The sequence below is a fragment of the Klebsiella sp. BDA134-6 genome (assembly GCF_015601345.1).
Lineage (GTDB): Bacteria > Pseudomonadota > Gammaproteobacteria > Enterobacterales > Enterobacteriaceae > Klebsiella > Klebsiella grimontii.
Genome location: NZ_CP064784.1, coordinates 63,324 through 80,326 on the forward strand (window position 1 = coordinate 63,324; position 17,003 = coordinate 80,326).

Genomic DNA, 17,003 nt, shown 5'->3' on the forward strand with positions numbered 1-17,003 from the left:
CCTACATGCTGAAAATTCTATGCGTATGTGGCTGCGGCCTCGGTTCAAGCTTTGCCATTGAAATGACGGCGAAGGCGGTTTTAAAGAAGCTGGAGATTCCAGCACAGATTGAACATACCACTATTTCTGAAGCCGGGGCGTTTAAATCAGATATGATTCTGACGCAAAAAACCTTTGCCGATATATTAACGGCGGATGCCAGTGAGGAGGAAATTAAACGCGTAGTGGTACTGCATAAGCTGACGGATAAAGACGAAATTGAGGCAAAGATCGTCGCATTCTTAAAAGAACGTAATCTGAAGGTAGCGGACTATGAATAGCTTTGTAGAGTTTATTGTCAAAGATTTACTCGGCCAGGCATCGATATTAATTGCATTTATTGCGATGTTGGGCCTAATTTTGCAAAAAAAATCAGCGGGTAAAACGGCGGAAGGAACGTTTAAAACGCTGCTCGGTTTCTTAATTATGATGGCCGGGATCAACATTATTGTCGCCACGCTAACGTTCCTTAACGATATTTTCACGCAGGGATTTGGCATGAAAGGCTACATTACCGATGTCGCCGCTATTGCCGGATTAGCCAACCGTGAATTAGGTTCCGAAGTTGCGTTGACCCTGATGGTGATTTTTGCCGTCAATATCATTATCGCCCGCCTGACGCCGCTTAAATATATTTTTCTGACCGGCCAGGCGCTGCTGTGGATGGCGACTATCGGCGCGGTGATTGGCTATAAAGCCGGGCTGACCGGGCTTCCGCTGATTTTAACCGGCGGTATTTTCGGCGGCGTGATGGCGGTACTGATGCCTGCCCTGGCGCAACCGGTGGTCAGGCGCATCACCGGTTCCGATGACGTGGCGCTGGGGCACTTCTGCACTATCGGCTATCTGGTGCAGGCGGCGGTTGCTAAAGTGGTGGGTAAAGGATCCCGCTCAACGGAAGATCTTGAATTACCAGATAACTTTAAGTTTCTTCAGGATACCTATCTCGCGATGGCGGTAGTGATGGTGCCGATGTACCTCATTCCCGCGGTTGCGGCGGGTCCGGAATATATCGCGCAGTTCTCCAACGGCATTAACTACCTGATGTACGCCTTTATGCAGTCCATTCAGTTTGTGGCGGGGGTATTCGTTCTCTACAGCGGCGTGCGTCTGTTGCTCAACGAGCTGGTGCCGGCATTTCGCGGGATTGCGATGCGCATTGTCCCGGACGCTAAGCCTGCGCTGGATTGCCCAGTGCTGTTCCCCTATGCGCCTAACGCGGTGATCGTCGGCTTCCTGGCGACCACCGTCGGTTCCATCATCGGCATGCTGGTGTTTCCCATGTTTGGCCTGGCGATGATCCTGCCCGGCCTGTTAACCAACTTCTTTGCCGGGGGGACGGCGGGCGTCTTCGGCAACGCGCTGGGCGGCCGCCGCGGGGCGATGATTGGCGGCGTGATCCACGGCCTGTTTATCACCTTCCTGCCCGCCATTTTGGTACCGATGCTGGAAAGCTACGGTTTTACCGGCGTCACCTTCAGCGATTCGGACGTCATTAGTTCCGGTCTGGTATTAGGCCACGCCTTCCAGAATAACTGGCTATTTGTCGCCCTGTTCATTGTTTTTGTTGCCGCACTGGCATGGTTCGTTAACGGTAAATCAGCTAAGCCGAAAGGGGAAAATGTTCATGAGTCTGTATAACTTCAACGCTATTCTGAAAATTGCGCAGGAAAGAGATTTTAAAGCCATTGGCTCATTTAATTTGCACTGTATTGAAATGCTGCCCGCCTTTTTTAAAGCGGCGCAACAAAGCGATAGCCCATTAATGATTCAAATCTCTACCGGGACTGCGGAATATCTCGGCTATCGTTTACTGGTGGATGCGGTTCGTTCATTAGCGGAAAGTGAAGACGTGCCGACCTGCCTGCACCTGGATCACTGCTCTGATATTAGCGCCATTGAAACGGCCATGGATGCCGGATTTACATCAGTGATGTACGACGGCTCCCATCTGGATCTGGAGGAGAATATCGGCAACACCCGCATCGTGGTGGAGATGGCGCGCCCGCGGAATATCACGGTAGAAGGCGAGCTGGGGGCGATCGGCGGATCGGAAGACGGCAAAGCCGTGGCCGCGGAGGATATCTGCTTCACCACGGTGGAGGACGCCAAACGCTTTGTGGAGGAGACCCGGGTGGATATGCTGGCGGTCTCCGTGGGCACGGTGCACGGCCTGTATACCGGCAAGGCGCAAATCCAGCATCAGCGGCTAAAAGAGATTAGCGCCGCGACCGGCGTGCCGTTAGTGCTGCACGGCGGTACCGGCGTCAGCGATGAAGATATGCGCCAGGCCGTCACTGAAGGCATTAACAAAGTGAATGTCGGCACTGAAATGAACGTCCAGTGGGTCGATCGCTGTAAAACCACCTTTGAAAAAGGCAAAGTGAACGACAGCGTACGCAAATTTTTAATTCCGGCGAATAACGCGGTCACCAATGTATTAATGGAAAAAATCGCTCTGTTTAAATAAAAGCTTATTTTAAACCTTATTTTGTTGCCCTGCTGTCCGTCAGGGAGGAGCTCGCTATGTTTGAATCTTTGAAAACGTTGTGGAAAAAAGAGAATCAACCCCCGCAGGATTATGACGAACAGTCCCGTCAGCTGGCGGGGGAAATAGCCAGACTGGAAGCGGAACTACAGGGCAACCCGGCTAATGGCGAAATACAGAAAGCCTTAATGCTGATGTATAACCGGGCGTTGTCGGTCTATGCCAAAAGTCATACGCATCGCGAGGAAATCGATGCGCTTTTTATACGCATTGATGAGTTACGTAACATTATTCGCCGTAATATATAGGAAGTGATAATGACGATAAAAGAACTGCTTATTGAGGCCGATGCGATTCAGGTCGGCGTCACCGAGTCCGACTGGCAGAAAGTGATCCATCTGGCGGCCAGCCCGCTGGTCGCGAAAGGGTATATCTCGGCGGATTACGGTCAGGCGGTAATCGATAATACCCTGAACCACGGCGCCTATTACGTTTTCGATGAAGGCGTCGCCATCCCCCACGCCAGGCCGGAATGCGGCGTCAGGCGCAACTGTTTTAGCCTGGTCGTGTTAGATAAGCCGATTCATTTTGCCAATAGCGAGAAGGCGGATATTGTCATTATGTTCGGCGCGCGGGACAGCAATGCCCATATTGAGGAGGGCATTCGGGCGATTATCGCCCTGCTCGATAATAACGAGACCATGGCGAAGCTGCGCGCCGCCAGCAGCAGAGAGGAGGTCGTCGCGTTGTTATGAACAGACATCTCACACCCGGCTGCAAAACGGTGATTTTAATTAACGGCATTCCCGCCTCGGGCAAAAGCACCGTCACCAGGCAGCTATCGGCAACCTTCAATCTGCCGCAGCTGACTATCGACGGTATTAAAGAGCCGTTTATGGCGTGCTTTAGCGAAATCGACAGATCTTTCAACCGGCAGCTGGGCTGCGCCGCTTATGAAGTCATCTGGTCGATCGTCGGCCACGCTCCGGCAGGCTGTATCTGGTTAATTGACGCCTGGTTTGGTTTTCAGCCGCGCGAAACGTTGCAGCGGCAGCTGCAGCTAGCAGGCGTTGAAAAGGTTCTGGAGATCTGGAACCGCATCTCGCCCGAGCTTGCGGTGTCGCGTTATGCCAGCCGGTTGCAGGATCGCAGGCCGGGGCACCCGGGCGAAGAGTATCTGCCTGAGCTGGCCCAGCTGGCGCAGCGGGCGGAACCCATGCGGCTGGGGCCGGTGTTTACCGTCGATCAGCAAAAACCGCTGGATATGGCGCCTGTTATCCGTTGGCTCGAAGTACAAATGCAGTAGGTCCTTAACTGCAGCTGCCCGGCGGCGCTTCGTTTTCGCGGCCTACAGGAATTGCGTAGTTATTTGATATTTCGGGTTTCGTAGGCCGGGTCAGGCGATACCCGCCATCCGCAGCAGCGCCGTCGCCACGGCGGCGGCGATAATCACCACGATCAGCGGCATCTTGCGCCAGGCGAGGAACACGGCCAGGCCAACGCCCAGTACCCGCGCCATCCCGGCAAAATGTTCGCCCTCGTAAAAGGTGGTCGCCAGCGCTACGGAAAAGAGCAGCACCGTTGCCGCATCGGAGAGCAGGGCCTGGGAGCGCTCGGAAAACGCCAGCCGGCTGCCGAGCTTCGCTCCGCCTAAACGCATTAAGTAGGTGCCCAGCGATAGAATCGCAATACCGGCGATAAATAGCGTCATATTGCCCATTATTTTTTCCTCGTCAGCAGGCCAAACAGCGACAGCAAAACCGGCAGGCCAACCGGTGCGAAAGGCACGGCGGCCAGCGACAGGGCCGCTCCGCTGCAGGCGCGGATCAGCGTGGTGCGGTTTTTAAAGGCTGGCACAACCAGCGCCAGCAGAATCGCCGGGAATACCGCATCGAGGCCAATGGTTTCCGGGGCCGGGAGCAGTTTGCCTACCCCCGCGCCCAGGAGCGCCCCCAACGGCCAGATCAGCGCCACGCCCAGACCGCACAGCCAGTAGGCGGCCCGCCGCTGCTCGGGGGTTTTCTGCGACAGACCAAACACTACGCTTTCATCGTTCATAATATGGCAGCCGAGGAAGCTGGCGGCGCGCTGGCCGACCAGGTCGCGAACCGTCACGCCGAAGGGAATATGCCGTGCGTTGACCAGCAGCCCGGCCGCCGCCGCAGCCAGCGGGTTGCCGCCGCTGGCGACAATGCCGATAAACATAAACTCTGAAGCCCCCGCCAGGACGCAAACCGAAAGCACAAAGGGGACCCAAATCGGGAAACCATAGGCGACGGCCAGCGAGCCGTAGGACATCCCGACGATACCTACCGCGAGGCAGACTAAAACAATTGCTCTGAGGGTGTCGCCTTTAAGACTGGCGAAGTGCTGTTTCATACTCTTTAGCCATATCGAACGATTTTCCATTATAATGAACGCAACCGAATCGCATTTCAAGACGAACGAAACGTTCGTTATAAAAAACACGGAGGGCTGGATGACTCAGCCAATTAGCCTGATTGCCAAAAGCCTGGTACGTGAACGCGCGCGCACTGGCCTTTCCCTTGCTGAAGTTGCGCGGCGGGCGGGAATTGCCAAATCAACGTTATCGCAGTTGGAGTCCGGCAACGGCAACCCGAGCCTGGAAACCCTCTGGGCGCTGTGCGTGGCCCTTGATATTCCCTTTGCCCGGCTGCTGGAGCCGCAGGCCAACACCACGCAGGTGATCCGCCGCGGTGAGGGGACGAAGGTGGTCGCCGAGCAGGCAAACTATCAGGCGATTTTGCTGGCCGCCTGCCCGCCGGGCGCTCGGCGCGATATCTATCTTCTGCTGACCCAGCCGGGCGCAGACCGCATTTCCCATCCCCATCCGCCGGGTTCGGTGGAGCATATTATTGTCACCCAGGGGCGCGCGCGGGTCGGCCTGACGGAAGCGCCGGAAGAACTGGGGGAAGGCGATTACATCTGCTATCCCGCCGATAGGCAGCACGTTTTCCAGGCGCTGGAGCCGGACACCCAGGCGCTGCTGATTGCCGAGCAAAACTAAATTTAATAACATTCTGCGCATTTATTCGTAATACGCAGAATGTTATACCGTTATATATATTAATGACTCATATATTATTTTACTCCTTGTAGAGCCGGGAATATCGCTTTTCCGTTTATTCTTTTTCTTCATTTTTGTTTGCTTCTGTTTCGTCTGGAAACATGGGATTGATGTCACTCTTCCACCCTTAAGTGGTTTGTATACTGCAACGGTGATATTGGGGTTAATTATGTTTCTTGAAGAACGTAGGATGTCTATTTTACGATATTTAGATGAACATGATCGTGGTTGTGTTAATTATTTTTCTGCTTATTTTAATGTTGCAAAAGAAACGATTCGCAGTGATTTAAATACTCTTGCAGCGATGGGTTTGGTGCAGCGCTGTTATGGCGGAGCAATTATTTCGCGCCGTATTTTGCAGGCGGAACTTATTTCTGAAACCGGCGATAGTTTCGAGGTGCTGCTGCAACCTCTTAATCACCGTAAATCACCAGGCGATGAGCGACAAAAAGGAAAAGTTATGCAGGGAAAGGTAGGTGTATTTGGCTCGTGCAACGTTGACATTGTGGCTAAGGTTGAACGCTTCCCGCGAGGCGGTGAGTCGCTAATGGCGCTGGGTAGCAGTTTGGGGCCGGGGGGAAGAGCAGGTCGCTTCTCTCGGTGCTATCCAGAACTTTGGCGGTTTTCTGGGAGCAGCGCTGGCGCCGGTGATCACCGGGATTATCCTTGATGCTACCGGTCAGTTCACCAATGTCTTTATTCTCGGCGGCTGCCTGCTGTTTCTTGGCGCCTGTCTCTATGGCTTCTTTGTGCGTAAGCCGCTGACGCAGTAGTTTTTTACTCAGAACAAAGCGCCGAACGACGCTTTGTCGCTGTTGCTGGACGCCATGCCCGTATTGCGGGACACTAACCGCATTCTTCCGCGAAGACAGGCATACATATGTCGCTGAAAGCCATTGCTAAAGAACTTGGGATCTCGGTAACAACCGTCAGCCGCGCGTTAAACGGCTATGACGACGTGTCGCAGGAGACGCGCGCCCGCGTGGAAGCGGAAGCCCAGCGCCGCGGATATCGACCCAACACTTTCGCGCGTCGCCTGAAGATGGGCAAAATCGACGCCGTCGGCCTCGTTTTCCCCGTGCGCCCCGCGCCGCTGAATAACAACGTCTTTCTTGAAATGGTGGGCGAAATCAGCCACGAACTGGCGCGCTACGAGATTGATTTATTGCTGATTGCCGATGATGAACAGGCCGATAAGCACGGCTATATGCGTATGGTGCAGAGCCGTCGCGTCGATGCGCTTATCGTCGCGCATACGCTGGATGACGACCCGCGTCTGATTCAACTCCTCTCCGCCGGCTTTCCTTTTCTGGCGCTGGGCCGCAGCCGCCTGCCGCAGCCCTACGCCTGGTTTGATTTCGATAACCAGGCGGGAACGTATCGCGCCACCCGCCACCTGATTAGCCAGGGGCACCGGCGCATCGCGCTGCTGAGCGAAAATAACAATCAGGCGTTTATTACCCAGCGCCGCAACGGTTATCTACAGGCGCTGCGCGAGGCGGGCCTTACTGAAACCTGGCTGCGCAGCGTGCCGCCCACCCGCCGCGGCGGGTTTCAGGCAACCATGGAACTGCTGCGCTTGCCCGAACCGCCAACGGCGATTGTCACCGATTGCAACACTCACGGCGACGGCGCAGCGATGGCCCTGTCGCAGCTTGGACGTCTTACCGGTTCCGATCGCGTCTCACTGGTGGTTTACGATGGCCTACCGCAGGACAGCATCATCGAGACCCCGGTGGGCGCGGTGGTTCAGTCCACTCGTCAGGGCGTTGGCCGCCAGATAGCCAGCATGGTCCGCCGCTTAATCGCCGGCGACGATCTGGCCTCGCTCCAGGTACTTTGGCAGCCTGAATTCATCCCCGGCGAAACCGCCTGATTTCCCGCACCTCAGATTAATTTCCTGAACTCGATCACGGATCCGAAACGTTTTGGTTGGCACCCGAAACGTTTCGGATCAACAGTAAGACATTCCTTGTTGTGGAGATGTCTAATGTCTGATTCGATTTTACGCCTGCAAAGCGCAGCGGCCGACGTGGTGATCAAAACCCATCCGTTCGCCGAAATTATCTACTGGGGACCGCATTTAAGCCACTTTTCGCCTCAGGATGCCGCCAGTATCGCCCGTCCGGTGGCCAACGGCCGCCTCGACGTGGATTCACCGGTGACCTTGATGGCTGAATTGGGGCACGGTCTATTTGGCGCGCCGGGCATTGAGGGTCACCGCCAGGGGCTTGATGCCTCGCCTATTTTCACCACCACCGAGGTGGTGCAGGACGGGCGGAAGGTTACTCTTTTCAGCGAAGACGCGCAGGCTGGCCTGCGGTTATGCAGTGAAATCCAGCTTGATAGCAGCGGCGTGCTGAGCGTGCGCCATGGCTTAACCAACCTGCGCCCGCAGCCGTGGCAGGTGGAACGTCTGGCAGTCACGCTGCCGGTCGCCGAACGCGCCCGCGAAGTGATGGCTTTTCATGGCCGCTGGATCCGCGAATTCCAGCCTCATCGTTTGATCCTTGAACACGACAGCTTCGTGCTGGAAAACCGCCGCGGACGCACCTCTCACGAACATTTCCCGGCGCTGATTACCGGCAGCCGCGCCTTTAGCGAGATGCAGGGCGAAGTGTGGGGCGTGCATCTGGGCTGGAGCGGTAACCACCGCCTGCGGGCGGAAGTGAAAACCGACGGACGGCGCTACCTGCAGGCGGAAGCGCTCTATCTGGCGGGCGAAATGGCGCTGGCGGAAGGGGAAACGCTGTGGACGCCGAACCTCTACGCCAGCTATTCAGCACAAGGGCTGAACGGCATGAGCCAGCAGTTCCACCGCTATTTGCGCGAACAGATTATTCGCTTCCCGGACAACAAACCGCGTCCGGTGCATCTCAACACCTGGGAAGGGATCTATTTCGACCACGACCCGCAGTACATCATGCGCATGGCGGATGAGGCGGCGGGGCTGGGCGTGGAGCGCTTTATTATTGATGATGGCTGGTTTAAAGGGCGCAATGACGACTGGGCGGCGCTCGGCGACTGGTATCTTGATGAGGAAAAATATCCTGACGGTTTGACCCCGGTTATCGACCATGTGAAGTCGCTGGGGATGGAGTTCGGCATCTGGGTTGAGCCAGAGATGATCAACCCGAACTCCGATTTATACCGCGCACATCCTGACTGGTTGCTGGCGCTGCCGGGCTATACGCCGATCCCCGGACGTCATCAGTTTGTCCTGAACCTGAATATCCCGGAAGCCTTTGATTATCTGCTGGAACGAATGAGCTGGCTGCTGGGCGAGCACGCCGTGGACTATGTGAAGTGGGATATGAACCGTGAACTGGTGCAGCCTGCCCATAATGGTAAAGCCGCCGCCGATGCGCAAACTCGCCAGTTCTATCGCCTGCTGGATACGCTGGTGGCCCGCTTCCCGCATATTGAATTTGAATCCTGCTCCTCCGGCGGAGGGCGTATCGATTATGAAGTGCTGAAGCGCAGCCATCGCTTCTGGGCTTCCGACAATAATGATGCCCTCGAGCGCAACACCATCCAGCGCGGTATGAGCTACTTCTTCCCGCCGGAAGTGATGGGCGCGCACATCGGCAACCGCCACTGCCACGCCACCTTCCGCCAGCACAGCATTGCGTTTCGCGGCCTGACGGCGCTGTTTGGCCATATGGGGCTTGAGCTGGATCCGGTGACCGCCGATGAGCAGGAGCGCGCGGGCTACCGTAAATACGCGGCGCTGCATAAGCAGTGGCGCGATGTCATTCATCATGGCCTGCAGTGGCGTATCGATATGCCGGACGCCACAACCCTCGCGCACGGTGTGGTGAGTGAAGATCGGAGCCGGGCAATCTTCCTCGTCAGTCAACTGGCGATGCCGGACTACACCCTGATGGCGCCGCTGCGCGTGGCGGGACTGGAAGCGGGAGCCCGCTACCGGGTGACGCTGCTCGACCATCCTGATATCCAGATTACGGGAGAGGGCGGCCATACGATGCGTAAGCTGCCGGAATGGATGACGACGCCGCAGACCGTCAGCGGCGAGTGGTTACAACTGGCGGGGCTGGCGCTGCCAATCCTCGACCCGGAAAGCGCCATTTTGATTGGCCTGCAACGCGTGTGATGGTAACGGGCCGCGCGTCGGCCCTTTTTGAGGAGTACACAATGAACCCGACCGCCTGTACCCATAAAAACAACCCCAATTTCTGGATTTTCGGGCTGTTCTTCTTTCTCTACTTTTTCATTATGGCCACCTGCTTTCCGTTTTTGCCAATCTGGCTATCGGACGTCATCGGCCTGAATAAAACCGAGACCGGTATTGTTTTCTCCAGCCTGTCGCTGTTCGCTATCTGCTTTCAGCCGATACTGGGCGTGATCTCCGATAAGCTGGGGCTGAAAAAGCATCTTATGTGGATTGTGACGGTGCTGCTGGTGCTGATCGCCCCCTTTTTCCTCTATGTCTTTGCGCCGCTGCTGAAAAGCAATATCTGGCTCGGGGCGCTGAGCGGCGGGGCCTATATCGGTTTTGTTTTCTCCGCCGGCGCCGGGGCGATGGAAGCCTATATTGAGCGCGTGAGCCGCAACAGCGGGTTTGAATACGGCAAGGCACGGACTTTTGGCTGCCTCGGCTGGGCGCTGTGCGCCACCACGGCGGGGATGCTGTTCAGCGTTAATCCCGAGTGGGTGTTCTGGATGGGGTCGGCCGCCGCGCTAGTGCTGGTCGTACTGGTGGCTATCGCGAAACCGCAGGCCAGCCAGACCGCGCAGGTGATGGATTCGCTGGGCGCTAACCGTTCGTCGGTCGATTTAAAAACCGCCGTGCGCATGTTTCGTCAGCGCAAAATGTGGATGTTCATTCTCTACGTTATCGGCGTCGCCTGCGTATATGACGTCTTTGACCAGCAGTTTGCCACCTTCTTCAAATCTTTCTTCGCCACGCCGGAATCGGGCACCCGCGCCTTTGGTTTTGCGACCACTGCCGGGGAAATATGCAACGCGATTATTATGTTCAGTTCGCCGTGGATTATTAACCGCATCGGGGCGAAGAATACGCTGCTGATTGCCGGGATGGTGATGGCGGCGAGGATGATCGGTTCATCGTTCGCCACGACGGCCGCTGAAGTGGTGGCGCTGAAAATGCTCCATGCGCTGGAGGTCCCGTTCTTGCTGGTAGGCGCGTTTAAATATATTACCGGCGTGTTTGACGTTCGCCTGTCGGCGACGATTTACCTGGTCGGCTTCCAGTTTTCCAAACAGGTGGCGGCGATTTTTCTCTCCGCTTTTGCCGGAAATATGTATGACCGTATCGGCTTCCAGGATACTTATATGATCCTTGGCGGCATTGCCCTGACCGTCACCTTGATATCCGCCTTTACCTTATCGGGCAAAGCCGCGTCGGAAAAGATGCGCGATAACGCGATGACGGTTTAGAAAACAGGTCGATAATGCACTGGGATGTGCTGGCGAGATGAGGAAAATTTGCACTATGGATATGAAAGCAAGAATGAACAGCGGCGAACTCTATCTTGATTCAGGATATGGTTTACCGGAACAGCGGCTGATGGGCAAGGCGCGAGCTTATGAATACAACCACTCGCACCCCTTTAATCAGGAATTAAGAAACGACATTATTCAGCGGATGTTCGCCGCCGTGGGCGAGCAGTGCTGGATAGAACCGCCGATTCACGTAGCCTACGGCACCCACACCACCATTGGCGATAATTTTTACGCGAACTTTAACCTGACGCTGGTTGATGATGCCGACATTATCATCGGCAATAACGTGATGTTTGCGCCCAATGTGACCATTTCCACCGCGGGCCATCCGGTTCATCCGGATCTGCGCCACACCCAGCAGCAGTTCTCTCAGCCGGTTATCATCGAGGATGGCGTATGGCTTGGTACCGGGGTAATTATCAACCCTGGCGTCACAATTGGTAAAAACTCGGTCATTGGAGCCGGCAGCGTGGTGAACCGTTCCATACCGGCGAACGTGGTGGCCGTTGGGGTCCCCTGTCGGGTATTAAGAGAAATTACCGATGAGGATAAAAATAAATATCAGCTGTTCGCGGGATGAATATCCAAAATAAAACAGAAAATGTGCGTGATATAAAAAATATACGGGTGAGTTTATGACTCACCTGGCCCTCTTTTACCTCCGAATAATAAAAATGAATAAAACAGCATTATCGATAGCCATAGGTTTATGTTTAATAACTGGTTCAGCGGTAGCGAAAAATAATCACCTGATGCTGGAACAATGTATGGGGCTGCTTGAAGCGCGGCTTGCCGCCGCTGAACGCCGGGCGGCGTTGGCCGAAGGTCAGGTGCGGGATTTACAGGCGAAGCAGAATGCCGCTATGCAGACGGCGCAAACCAGCATCGCTGGTTAAAAGCGTGGCTCCGGTTGCTGAGAGTAAAAAGAATATTTCAGTCCCTGAGCTGAAATTATCCGGCTATGGCGATCTGAAAATCTACGGTGACGCGGAATTCAATATGGATGCGGAAAGCAAACGTGGCCTGCTGGCCATGACCAATGCCGACGTCGGCAGCGATCCCACCTACGATAAGTGGGATTTAAACGGCCGTATTCTGCTCGGTTTTGACGGTATCCATAAAACGGACAACAGCTATTTAGCCGGGTTCTCTGTCCAGCCGCTAGCGGACATAACCGGTTCGATGAACCTCGACAACGCGGTTTTCTTCTTTAGTCAGGAGAACGACTGGCAGGTGAAAGTAGGGTGTTTTGAGGCGTAAGATATGTTCCCACTGAATCAGGATACCTTCGTCGAGCACTCCGGCAATACCGCCAACGACCTATATAGCGACGGTCATGGCTAAATCTATACGACCGCGCCGGCGATGGCCTGACTATGACCTGGAACGGCCTGAAGAGCGACCCGGATAACGGGGTCGTGATGAATCTGAACACCGCTTATATGGATGCCAGCAACGAGAAGCTGAGCCAGGGTGATGATGACAATCGCTACGGCGCGCGGGTGCGTTTTAAGTATTTCTTCTAATAATTGTAGTTATACGCAGAGTGTATTCTCTTTAATTGAACATTATTTAAATGAATGATGGCCGCTATAAATAATTAAGCCAGTATTTCTCATGCTTCATCCTGAGTGAAGGAGCAATCTGACATTCTGTTGTTTACACGAAAAAAGGATGAGGGACCTTCATGCGTTATGTATCTTTTAGTGAAACCCCACACGATCGCCAGCAATATTTTTTTGACATAATATATTATCCTTTTTCGCTGATTTATGCTTTTGTATAGGCCCGTCTTTAAGCCATGGAAAGAATAATAAAAATGCGAAGGCTAAACGTGATTCCATGTAACAAAGCAACATGTGAACTGGCTTACATTTTCGATCGCGATCACAATTTATAGTGAGCACCAGTGTTAGGGGGCGTACTCAATCATCATGGCATCGATCAAAGACGTAGCGAAAAGAGCGGGGGTCTCGACGGCGACCGTATCACGAGTCCTTAACAATCATCCCAGCGTGGTGCCGGAAACCCGGCAGGCGGTACGCGATGCGATGGATTATCTCTGCTACGTCCCCAGTAAGAGTTCGTTTCAGCTTAGCGGTAAATGTTCAGGGCTAATTGGCGTGGTGTTGCCTAACCTGGTAAATCCTCACTTCTGTGAACTATTAGCGACAGTGGAGGAAGAGGCCCGGTATATTGGAAAATCGGTGATCGTTAAAACGCATCAGAATCAGCCGCAGCAGGATAAACATATTATTCATACGCTGGTGGGGATGGGCATTGACAGTTTGTTATGGGTACCGACGGAAGCGGAGGCCGACCTTTCCGAATGGTTAGCCATTACCCGAATCCCGGTCGCCGTTGTTACCCAGGTGTCTCGGTTCTTTAATTCCGTTTCGATTAATCAGGATCGCGGGGCGGAAAGTATTGCGGAACATTTTATCCACACGGGTCATCTTTCATTTGGCTTTGTTGCCCAGGAAGGTGTTGATAATCGCAAGGTATCATCGTATAGCAAAAAAATAGCGAGCCACGGCTTAACGCTCGCCAAAGATAATTTGTTCTGGATAGCCAAAGGTGAAGGCGAGAGAGTTTCCGGGCATATTCAAATTCTTGATGTCATTATCGAGAAGCTCAGCGAGCCTGAGCGTACCTGTTCATGCCTGTTGGTGTATAACGATATTGCCGCTAACTATATTATCGATGGACTTAAAGAAAAAGGTATCTCCGTTCCAGAAGATATTGCTATTGCCAGTTTTGATAATACCCTGCTGGCGCAAACAAAAAAAATCACCAGCGTGGCGCAGCCGGTCAATGAGATTGCCCACCTCGCGTTCCAGATGGTGAAGCATCAACAGCAGCCAGACAGTATTGAAATGCATGAAATCGTCTCCCGGTTAATTATCCGCGAGAGCAGCGTAAAGATTAATATTACCTCCCTGTAAAGGATAGGTATTTAGTAATGGCGCAACGTTTGCGCCATGGGCTCCTTTTAACCAAAAATAGGTGTATTTATGTCTGCTACCGCAATGGAAAAGCCAGGCGCTTATGAAAAGCTCGGGCTCAGGGAGAAGATAGGCTACGGCATGGGTGACGCCGGGTCGGGAATGATATGGAGCGTCCTGGCGCTATATCTGACGTGGTTTTATACCGATGTTTATGGCCTGAATGCCGGGGTGGTTGGCACATTATTCCTGGTTATCCGTATCTTTGACGCTTTTAGCGATCCGCTAATGGGGGCAATCTGCGACCGCACCATCTCGCGCTGGGGTAAATTCCGTCCATGGTTATTATGGATGGCGCTTCCGTTTGGCCTGGGCGCGGTACTGATGTTTACTACCCCCGATCTCAGCATGAACGGCAAGATTATCTATGCCTGGGTCACCTATCTTGTCATGTCGCTGATTTACACCGCGATTAATATTCCCTATTGCTCGGTCGGCGGCGTGATTACCCTCAATCAGAAAGAGCGTATGGGCTGTCTGTCCTGGCGTTTTTTCCTTAATGGCCTGGCGACATTAATTATTTCCTCCTCTATTCTGCCGTTAACGGACTGGCTGGGTAACGGCGATCGCGCCTCCGGTTTCCAACTGACCATGATCATTATGGGCGGCGCGGCAACGCTGATGTTCCTGTTCTGCTTTTCCAGCATTAAAGAGCGGGTGGTGTCGGTGAAGCAAAACGAGTCGTTGAAGAAAGACCTGCGCGATATTATCAAAAACGATCAGTGGCTCCTGATGATCGCTATTACCTTCCTGAACGTTTTCCCGGCATTTATCCGCGGTGGCGTCACTATCTATTATGCTACTTACGTCATGAAAGAGTCGGTTGGATTTATTACCTTCTTTATGGCGCTGGGCGTGGCCTGTAATATGCTGGGCAGCGTGCTTGCCAAACCGCTAACCGATCGCTTTGATAAGCTGGCGCTGTTCCGCGTTATTAATATTATTCTCGGCATTCTCTCATTTGCGCTGTGGTTTGTTGATCCGCAATCCCTGACCCCGCTGATGACGCTGTTCATCATTATTAACGTTCTGCATTTAATACAGTCTGGCCCTATTCTGTGGGCGATGATGTCCGACGTCGACGATTACGGCGACTGGAAATTTGGTAAACGCCTGACCGGCATCTCCTTCGCGGGAAACCTGTTTATGCTCAAAATGGGTCTGGCGGTCGCCGGCGCGATCGTCGCCTGGATTCTGGCGTTTACCGGCTATGTCGCGAATGAGCCGCAGCAAAATTCGCAGACCATTCAAGGTATTATCATGATGTTTTCACTGCTGCCGATGGTGAGTTATTTCATCAGCGCGTATCTGGTGCGCTATTTTAAGCTGAATAACGCTTTCCTTGAAAGAATTAAAACGGATCTGGCAAAGCGCGAGCTGGAAAAAGGCCACGGTTAATGACCTGGAGCGCAGAGTATCGGTTTTATTCAACAATGAAATAACTACCGTTTAAATATTGCTTATTAATTTCTATTTAATATAAAAGGAGGTTTTTATGGTGCCTGAAAATTATTATGATGTCACGCGGTGGCCGGTGGGTAATTCCTATCAGGATATTGGTGAAGTAATTAATAGTATTATCGCCGATATTAAATCCCGGCAAACCGAAACCGATATCAACGACGGCGGAAAACCGGGCGCCGCTATCTTTATCCCGCCCGGCGATTATCATCTGACGACGCAGGTCTTGATTGATATAAGCTATTTAAAAATAATGGGCGCCGGGCATGGTTTTGTCTCCTCAAGCATTCGCTTTAATACCCCAGCGGATGAATGGGCGAATCTGCACGATCTGTGGCCGGGCGGGAGCCGTATCCTGGTCGATCTTTGTCCGCAGGACGGCGATGAAGAGCACGCCGGCGCCGCGTTTTATGTAAAGCGCAGCGGGGCGCCGCGTATCAGTTCGGTGGCGTTCGAAAACTTCTGTATTGATGGTCTGCACTTTGTGGATGATGGGCTGGGAAACAACGATCCGGAAAATACCTACACCAACGGTAAAACCGGAATTTATATCGCCAGCGCGCAGGACGCCTTTCGGATCACCGGGATGGGGTTCATCTACCTCGAGCATGGCCTCACCGCGTACAACAGCGATGCGATGGCGATCCATAATAACTTTATTGCCGAATGTGGTAACTGTATTGAACTCCGCGGCGCCGGGCAGGCGTCAAAAATAACCGATAACTTGATTGGCGCAGGTTATAAAGGCTATTCCATTTACGCGCAAAACTTCGGCGGGTTATTAATTTCTACCAACAATATTTTCCCGCGCGGCGCCAGCAGCGTCCACTTATCCGGCGTTGTACGCTCCTGCGTCACCAGCAACCGATTCCATTCGTTTTATCCTGGCATGCTGATAATGGAGAACAACTGCGCGGAGAATCTGATCTCGGCAAACCACTTCTTGCGCGATCGTGAGCCCTGGCCGCCGATGCAGGCTTATGACAATGGGCGAGATGATACCTATGGTCTGCTGTATATTGACGGGAGTAATAACTCGATTATTGCCAATCATATTTCCGAAACCGTCGATGTCCAGTATCTCAAGCCGCAGGGAATAAAGCCGATCGTCATCCGTCTTGTTGCCGGCAAGGGGAACTACCTTGCCAATAACCATATCGTGGCGACGACTGAGGCGTCGGCGGCGCAGGCGCAAACTTTGGAAGAGGATGCCTGCTTTGCGGCGCAGGTCAGCGCCTTGCTCACCACGGACAGATTAAAAGCCCTCGATGCGGTCGCCGTGCTGGTAGAAAAGCGCTCTGCGCAAAACACGATCCTGGATAGCGGAAGTGACAATCAGGTGCTGATGGACAGGGCGGTAAACGCCTTCAGGGCCACGCCTGTTCCCGGAACGATGTAACGCTCTTCAACCTCAAGCGGTGGCCCCGCTAAACGC

General features: G+C 53.6%; 16 protein-coding genes and 3 pseudogenes. 17 read left to right on the forward strand and 2 right to left on the reverse strand.

Annotated features, from left to right (window positions below; all coding sequences use genetic code 11):
• Positions 1-5: 5 nt before the first annotated feature.
• From IYV58_RS00275 to IYV58_RS00300, 6 genes are read left to right on the forward strand one after another with little or no spacing between them, the layout of a single operon-like run.
• On the forward strand, positions 6-320 hold the full coding sequence (locus IYV58_RS00275) for a PTS sugar transporter subunit IIB (RefSeq protein ID WP_004127154.1): 315 nt from the start codon (positions 6-8) through the stop codon (positions 318-320).
• The gene (locus tag IYV58_RS00280; protein ID WP_004127157.1) at positions 313-1,680 is read left to right on the forward strand and encodes a PTS sugar transporter subunit IIC; all 1,368 of its coding nucleotides are present in this window, start codon (positions 313-315) and stop codon (positions 1,678-1,680) included. The genes IYV58_RS00275 and IYV58_RS00280 overlap by 8 nt, the downstream gene beginning before the upstream one ends.
• Positions 1,667-2,509 (forward strand): class II fructose-bisphosphate aldolase, encoded by an 843-nt coding sequence (locus IYV58_RS00285; protein WP_032741988.1) that lies wholly within the window; start codon positions 1,667-1,669, stop codon positions 2,507-2,509. Before IYV58_RS00280 ends, IYV58_RS00285 begins: the two co-directional genes overlap by 14 nt.
• A 56-nt stretch (positions 2,510-2,565) precedes the next feature.
• Positions 2,566-2,835 (forward strand): hypothetical protein, encoded by a 270-nt coding sequence (locus IYV58_RS00290; protein WP_004127160.1) that lies wholly within the window; start codon positions 2,566-2,568, stop codon positions 2,833-2,835.
• Positions 2,836-2,844: 9 nt separating this feature from the next.
• On the forward strand, positions 2,845-3,282 hold the full coding sequence (locus tag IYV58_RS00295; RefSeq protein ID WP_004127161.1) for a PTS sugar transporter subunit IIA: 438 nt from the start codon (positions 2,845-2,847) through the stop codon (positions 3,280-3,282).
• Positions 3,279-3,833 carry a P-loop nucleotide/nucleoside kinase family protein gene (locus IYV58_RS00300; RefSeq protein ID WP_004127162.1) on the forward strand — a complete coding sequence of 185 codons (555 nt, stop codon included), beginning with the start codon at positions 3,279-3,281 and terminating at the stop codon, positions 3,831-3,833. Before IYV58_RS00295 ends, IYV58_RS00300 begins: the two co-directional genes overlap by 4 nt.
• A gap of 90 nt (positions 3,834-3,923) precedes the next feature.
• On the opposite strand, the gene IYV58_RS00305 is transcribed toward IYV58_RS00300, so the two are convergent.
• The gene (locus IYV58_RS00305; RefSeq protein ID WP_004127163.1) at positions 3,924-4,247 is read right to left on the reverse strand and encodes an AzlD domain-containing protein; all 324 of its coding nucleotides are present in this window, start codon (positions 4,245-4,247) and stop codon (positions 3,924-3,926) included.
• On the reverse strand, positions 4,247-4,906 hold the full coding sequence (locus IYV58_RS00310) for an AzlC family ABC transporter permease (RefSeq protein ID WP_004127164.1): 660 nt from the start codon (positions 4,904-4,906) through the stop codon (positions 4,247-4,249). The genes IYV58_RS00305 and IYV58_RS00310 overlap by 1 nt, the downstream gene beginning before the upstream one ends.
• A gap of 100 nt (positions 4,907-5,006) precedes the next feature.
• Between IYV58_RS00310 and IYV58_RS00315 the strand changes: the two genes are divergently transcribed.
• The 11 genes and pseudogenes from IYV58_RS00315 (at position 5,007) to IYV58_RS00365 (ending at position 16,967) form a co-directional block, all read left to right on the forward strand.
• Positions 5,007-5,555, forward strand: a complete 549-nt coding sequence (locus IYV58_RS00315) for a helix-turn-helix domain-containing protein (RefSeq protein WP_004127167.1) — start codon at positions 5,007-5,009, stop codon at positions 5,553-5,555.
• 229 nt (positions 5,556-5,784) lie between these two features.
• A pseudogene (locus IYV58_RS00320) lies at positions 5,785-6,198 on the forward strand (DeoR family transcriptional regulator); the annotation flags it as partial.
• A pseudogene (locus IYV58_RS00325) lies at positions 6,194-6,388 on the forward strand (MFS transporter); the annotation flags it as partial. The pseudogenes IYV58_RS00320 and IYV58_RS00325, both read left to right, overlap by 5 nt.
• Before the next feature lie 107 nt (positions 6,389-6,495).
• Positions 6,496-7,491, forward strand: a complete 996-nt coding sequence (locus tag IYV58_RS00330; protein WP_004127172.1) for a substrate-binding domain-containing protein — start codon at positions 6,496-6,498, stop codon at positions 7,489-7,491.
• A gap of 114 nt (positions 7,492-7,605) precedes the next feature.
• Positions 7,606-9,729 (forward strand): alpha-galactosidase, encoded by a 2,124-nt coding sequence (locus IYV58_RS00335; RefSeq protein ID WP_195729363.1) that lies wholly within the window; start codon positions 7,606-7,608, stop codon positions 9,727-9,729.
• A 41-nt stretch (positions 9,730-9,770) separates the two neighbouring features.
• Positions 9,771-11,036: an MFS transporter gene (locus IYV58_RS00340; protein ID WP_139529967.1), complete on the forward strand. Its 1,266-nt coding sequence runs from the start codon at positions 9,771-9,773 to the stop codon at positions 11,034-11,036.
• A 55-nt stretch (positions 11,037-11,091) separates the two neighbouring features.
• The gene (locus IYV58_RS00345) at positions 11,092-11,682 is read left to right on the forward strand and encodes a DapH/DapD/GlmU-related protein (RefSeq protein ID WP_049113468.1); all 591 of its coding nucleotides are present in this window, start codon (positions 11,092-11,094) and stop codon (positions 11,680-11,682) included.
• 94 nt (positions 11,683-11,776) lie between these two features.
• Positions 11,777-12,565 (forward strand): annotated as a pseudogene (locus IYV58_RS00350) (carbohydrate porin); the annotation flags it as partial.
• Between the two features lie 471 nt (positions 12,566-13,036).
• Positions 13,037-14,047: a LacI family DNA-binding transcriptional regulator gene (locus IYV58_RS00355; protein ID WP_004127185.1), complete on the forward strand. Its 1,011-nt coding sequence runs from the start codon at positions 13,037-13,039 to the stop codon at positions 14,045-14,047.
• A 69-nt stretch (positions 14,048-14,116) separates the two neighbouring features.
• Positions 14,117-15,505 (forward strand): glycoside-pentoside-hexuronide (GPH):cation symporter, encoded by a 1,389-nt coding sequence (locus tag IYV58_RS00360; RefSeq protein WP_004127186.1) that lies wholly within the window; start codon positions 14,117-14,119, stop codon positions 15,503-15,505.
• 97 nt (positions 15,506-15,602) lie between these two features.
• Positions 15,603-16,967, forward strand: a complete 1,365-nt coding sequence (locus IYV58_RS00365; RefSeq protein ID WP_195729364.1) for a right-handed parallel beta-helix repeat-containing protein — start codon at positions 15,603-15,605, stop codon at positions 16,965-16,967.
• Positions 16,968-17,003: the final 36 nt, after the last annotated feature.

Coding starts and splice junctions, on each gene's coding strand:
- IYV58_RS00285 (WP_032741988.1), top strand. CDS start 1,667: ATGAGTCTGTATAACTTCAACGCTATTCTGAAAATTGCGCAGGAAAGA.
- IYV58_RS00340 (WP_139529967.1), top strand. CDS start 9,771: ATGAACCCGACCGCCTGTACCCATAAAAACAACCCCAATTTCTGGATT.
- IYV58_RS00280 (WP_004127157.1), top strand. CDS start 313: ATGAATAGCTTTGTAGAGTTTATTGTCAAAGATTTACTCGGCCAGGCA.
- IYV58_RS00330 (WP_004127172.1), top strand. CDS start 6,496: ATGTCGCTGAAAGCCATTGCTAAAGAACTTGGGATCTCGGTAACAACC.
- IYV58_RS00290 (WP_004127160.1), top strand. CDS start 2,566: ATGTTTGAATCTTTGAAAACGTTGTGGAAAAAAGAGAATCAACCCCCG.
- IYV58_RS00295 (WP_004127161.1), top strand. CDS start 2,845: ATGACGATAAAAGAACTGCTTATTGAGGCCGATGCGATTCAGGTCGGC.
- IYV58_RS00275 (WP_004127154.1), top strand. CDS start 6: ATGCTGAAAATTCTATGCGTATGTGGCTGCGGCCTCGGTTCAAGCTTT.
- IYV58_RS00355 (WP_004127185.1), top strand. CDS start 13,037: ATGGCATCGATCAAAGACGTAGCGAAAAGAGCGGGGGTCTCGACGGCG.
- IYV58_RS00310 (WP_004127164.1), bottom strand. CDS start 4,906: ATGAAACAGCACTTCGCCAGTCTTAAAGGCGACACCCTCAGAGCAATT.
- IYV58_RS00345 (WP_049113468.1), top strand. CDS start 11,092: ATGGATATGAAAGCAAGAATGAACAGCGGCGAACTCTATCTTGATTCA.
- IYV58_RS00360 (WP_004127186.1), top strand. CDS start 14,117: ATGTCTGCTACCGCAATGGAAAAGCCAGGCGCTTATGAAAAGCTCGGG.
- IYV58_RS00335 (WP_195729363.1), top strand. CDS start 7,606: ATGTCTGATTCGATTTTACGCCTGCAAAGCGCAGCGGCCGACGTGGTG.
- IYV58_RS00305 (WP_004127163.1), bottom strand. CDS start 4,247: ATGGGCAATATGACGCTATTTATCGCCGGTATTGCGATTCTATCGCTG.
- IYV58_RS00315 (WP_004127167.1), top strand. CDS start 5,007: ATGACTCAGCCAATTAGCCTGATTGCCAAAAGCCTGGTACGTGAACGC.
- IYV58_RS00300 (WP_004127162.1), top strand. CDS start 3,279: ATGAACAGACATCTCACACCCGGCTGCAAAACGGTGATTTTAATTAAC.
- IYV58_RS00365 (WP_195729364.1), top strand. CDS start 15,603: ATGGTGCCTGAAAATTATTATGATGTCACGCGGTGGCCGGTGGGTAAT.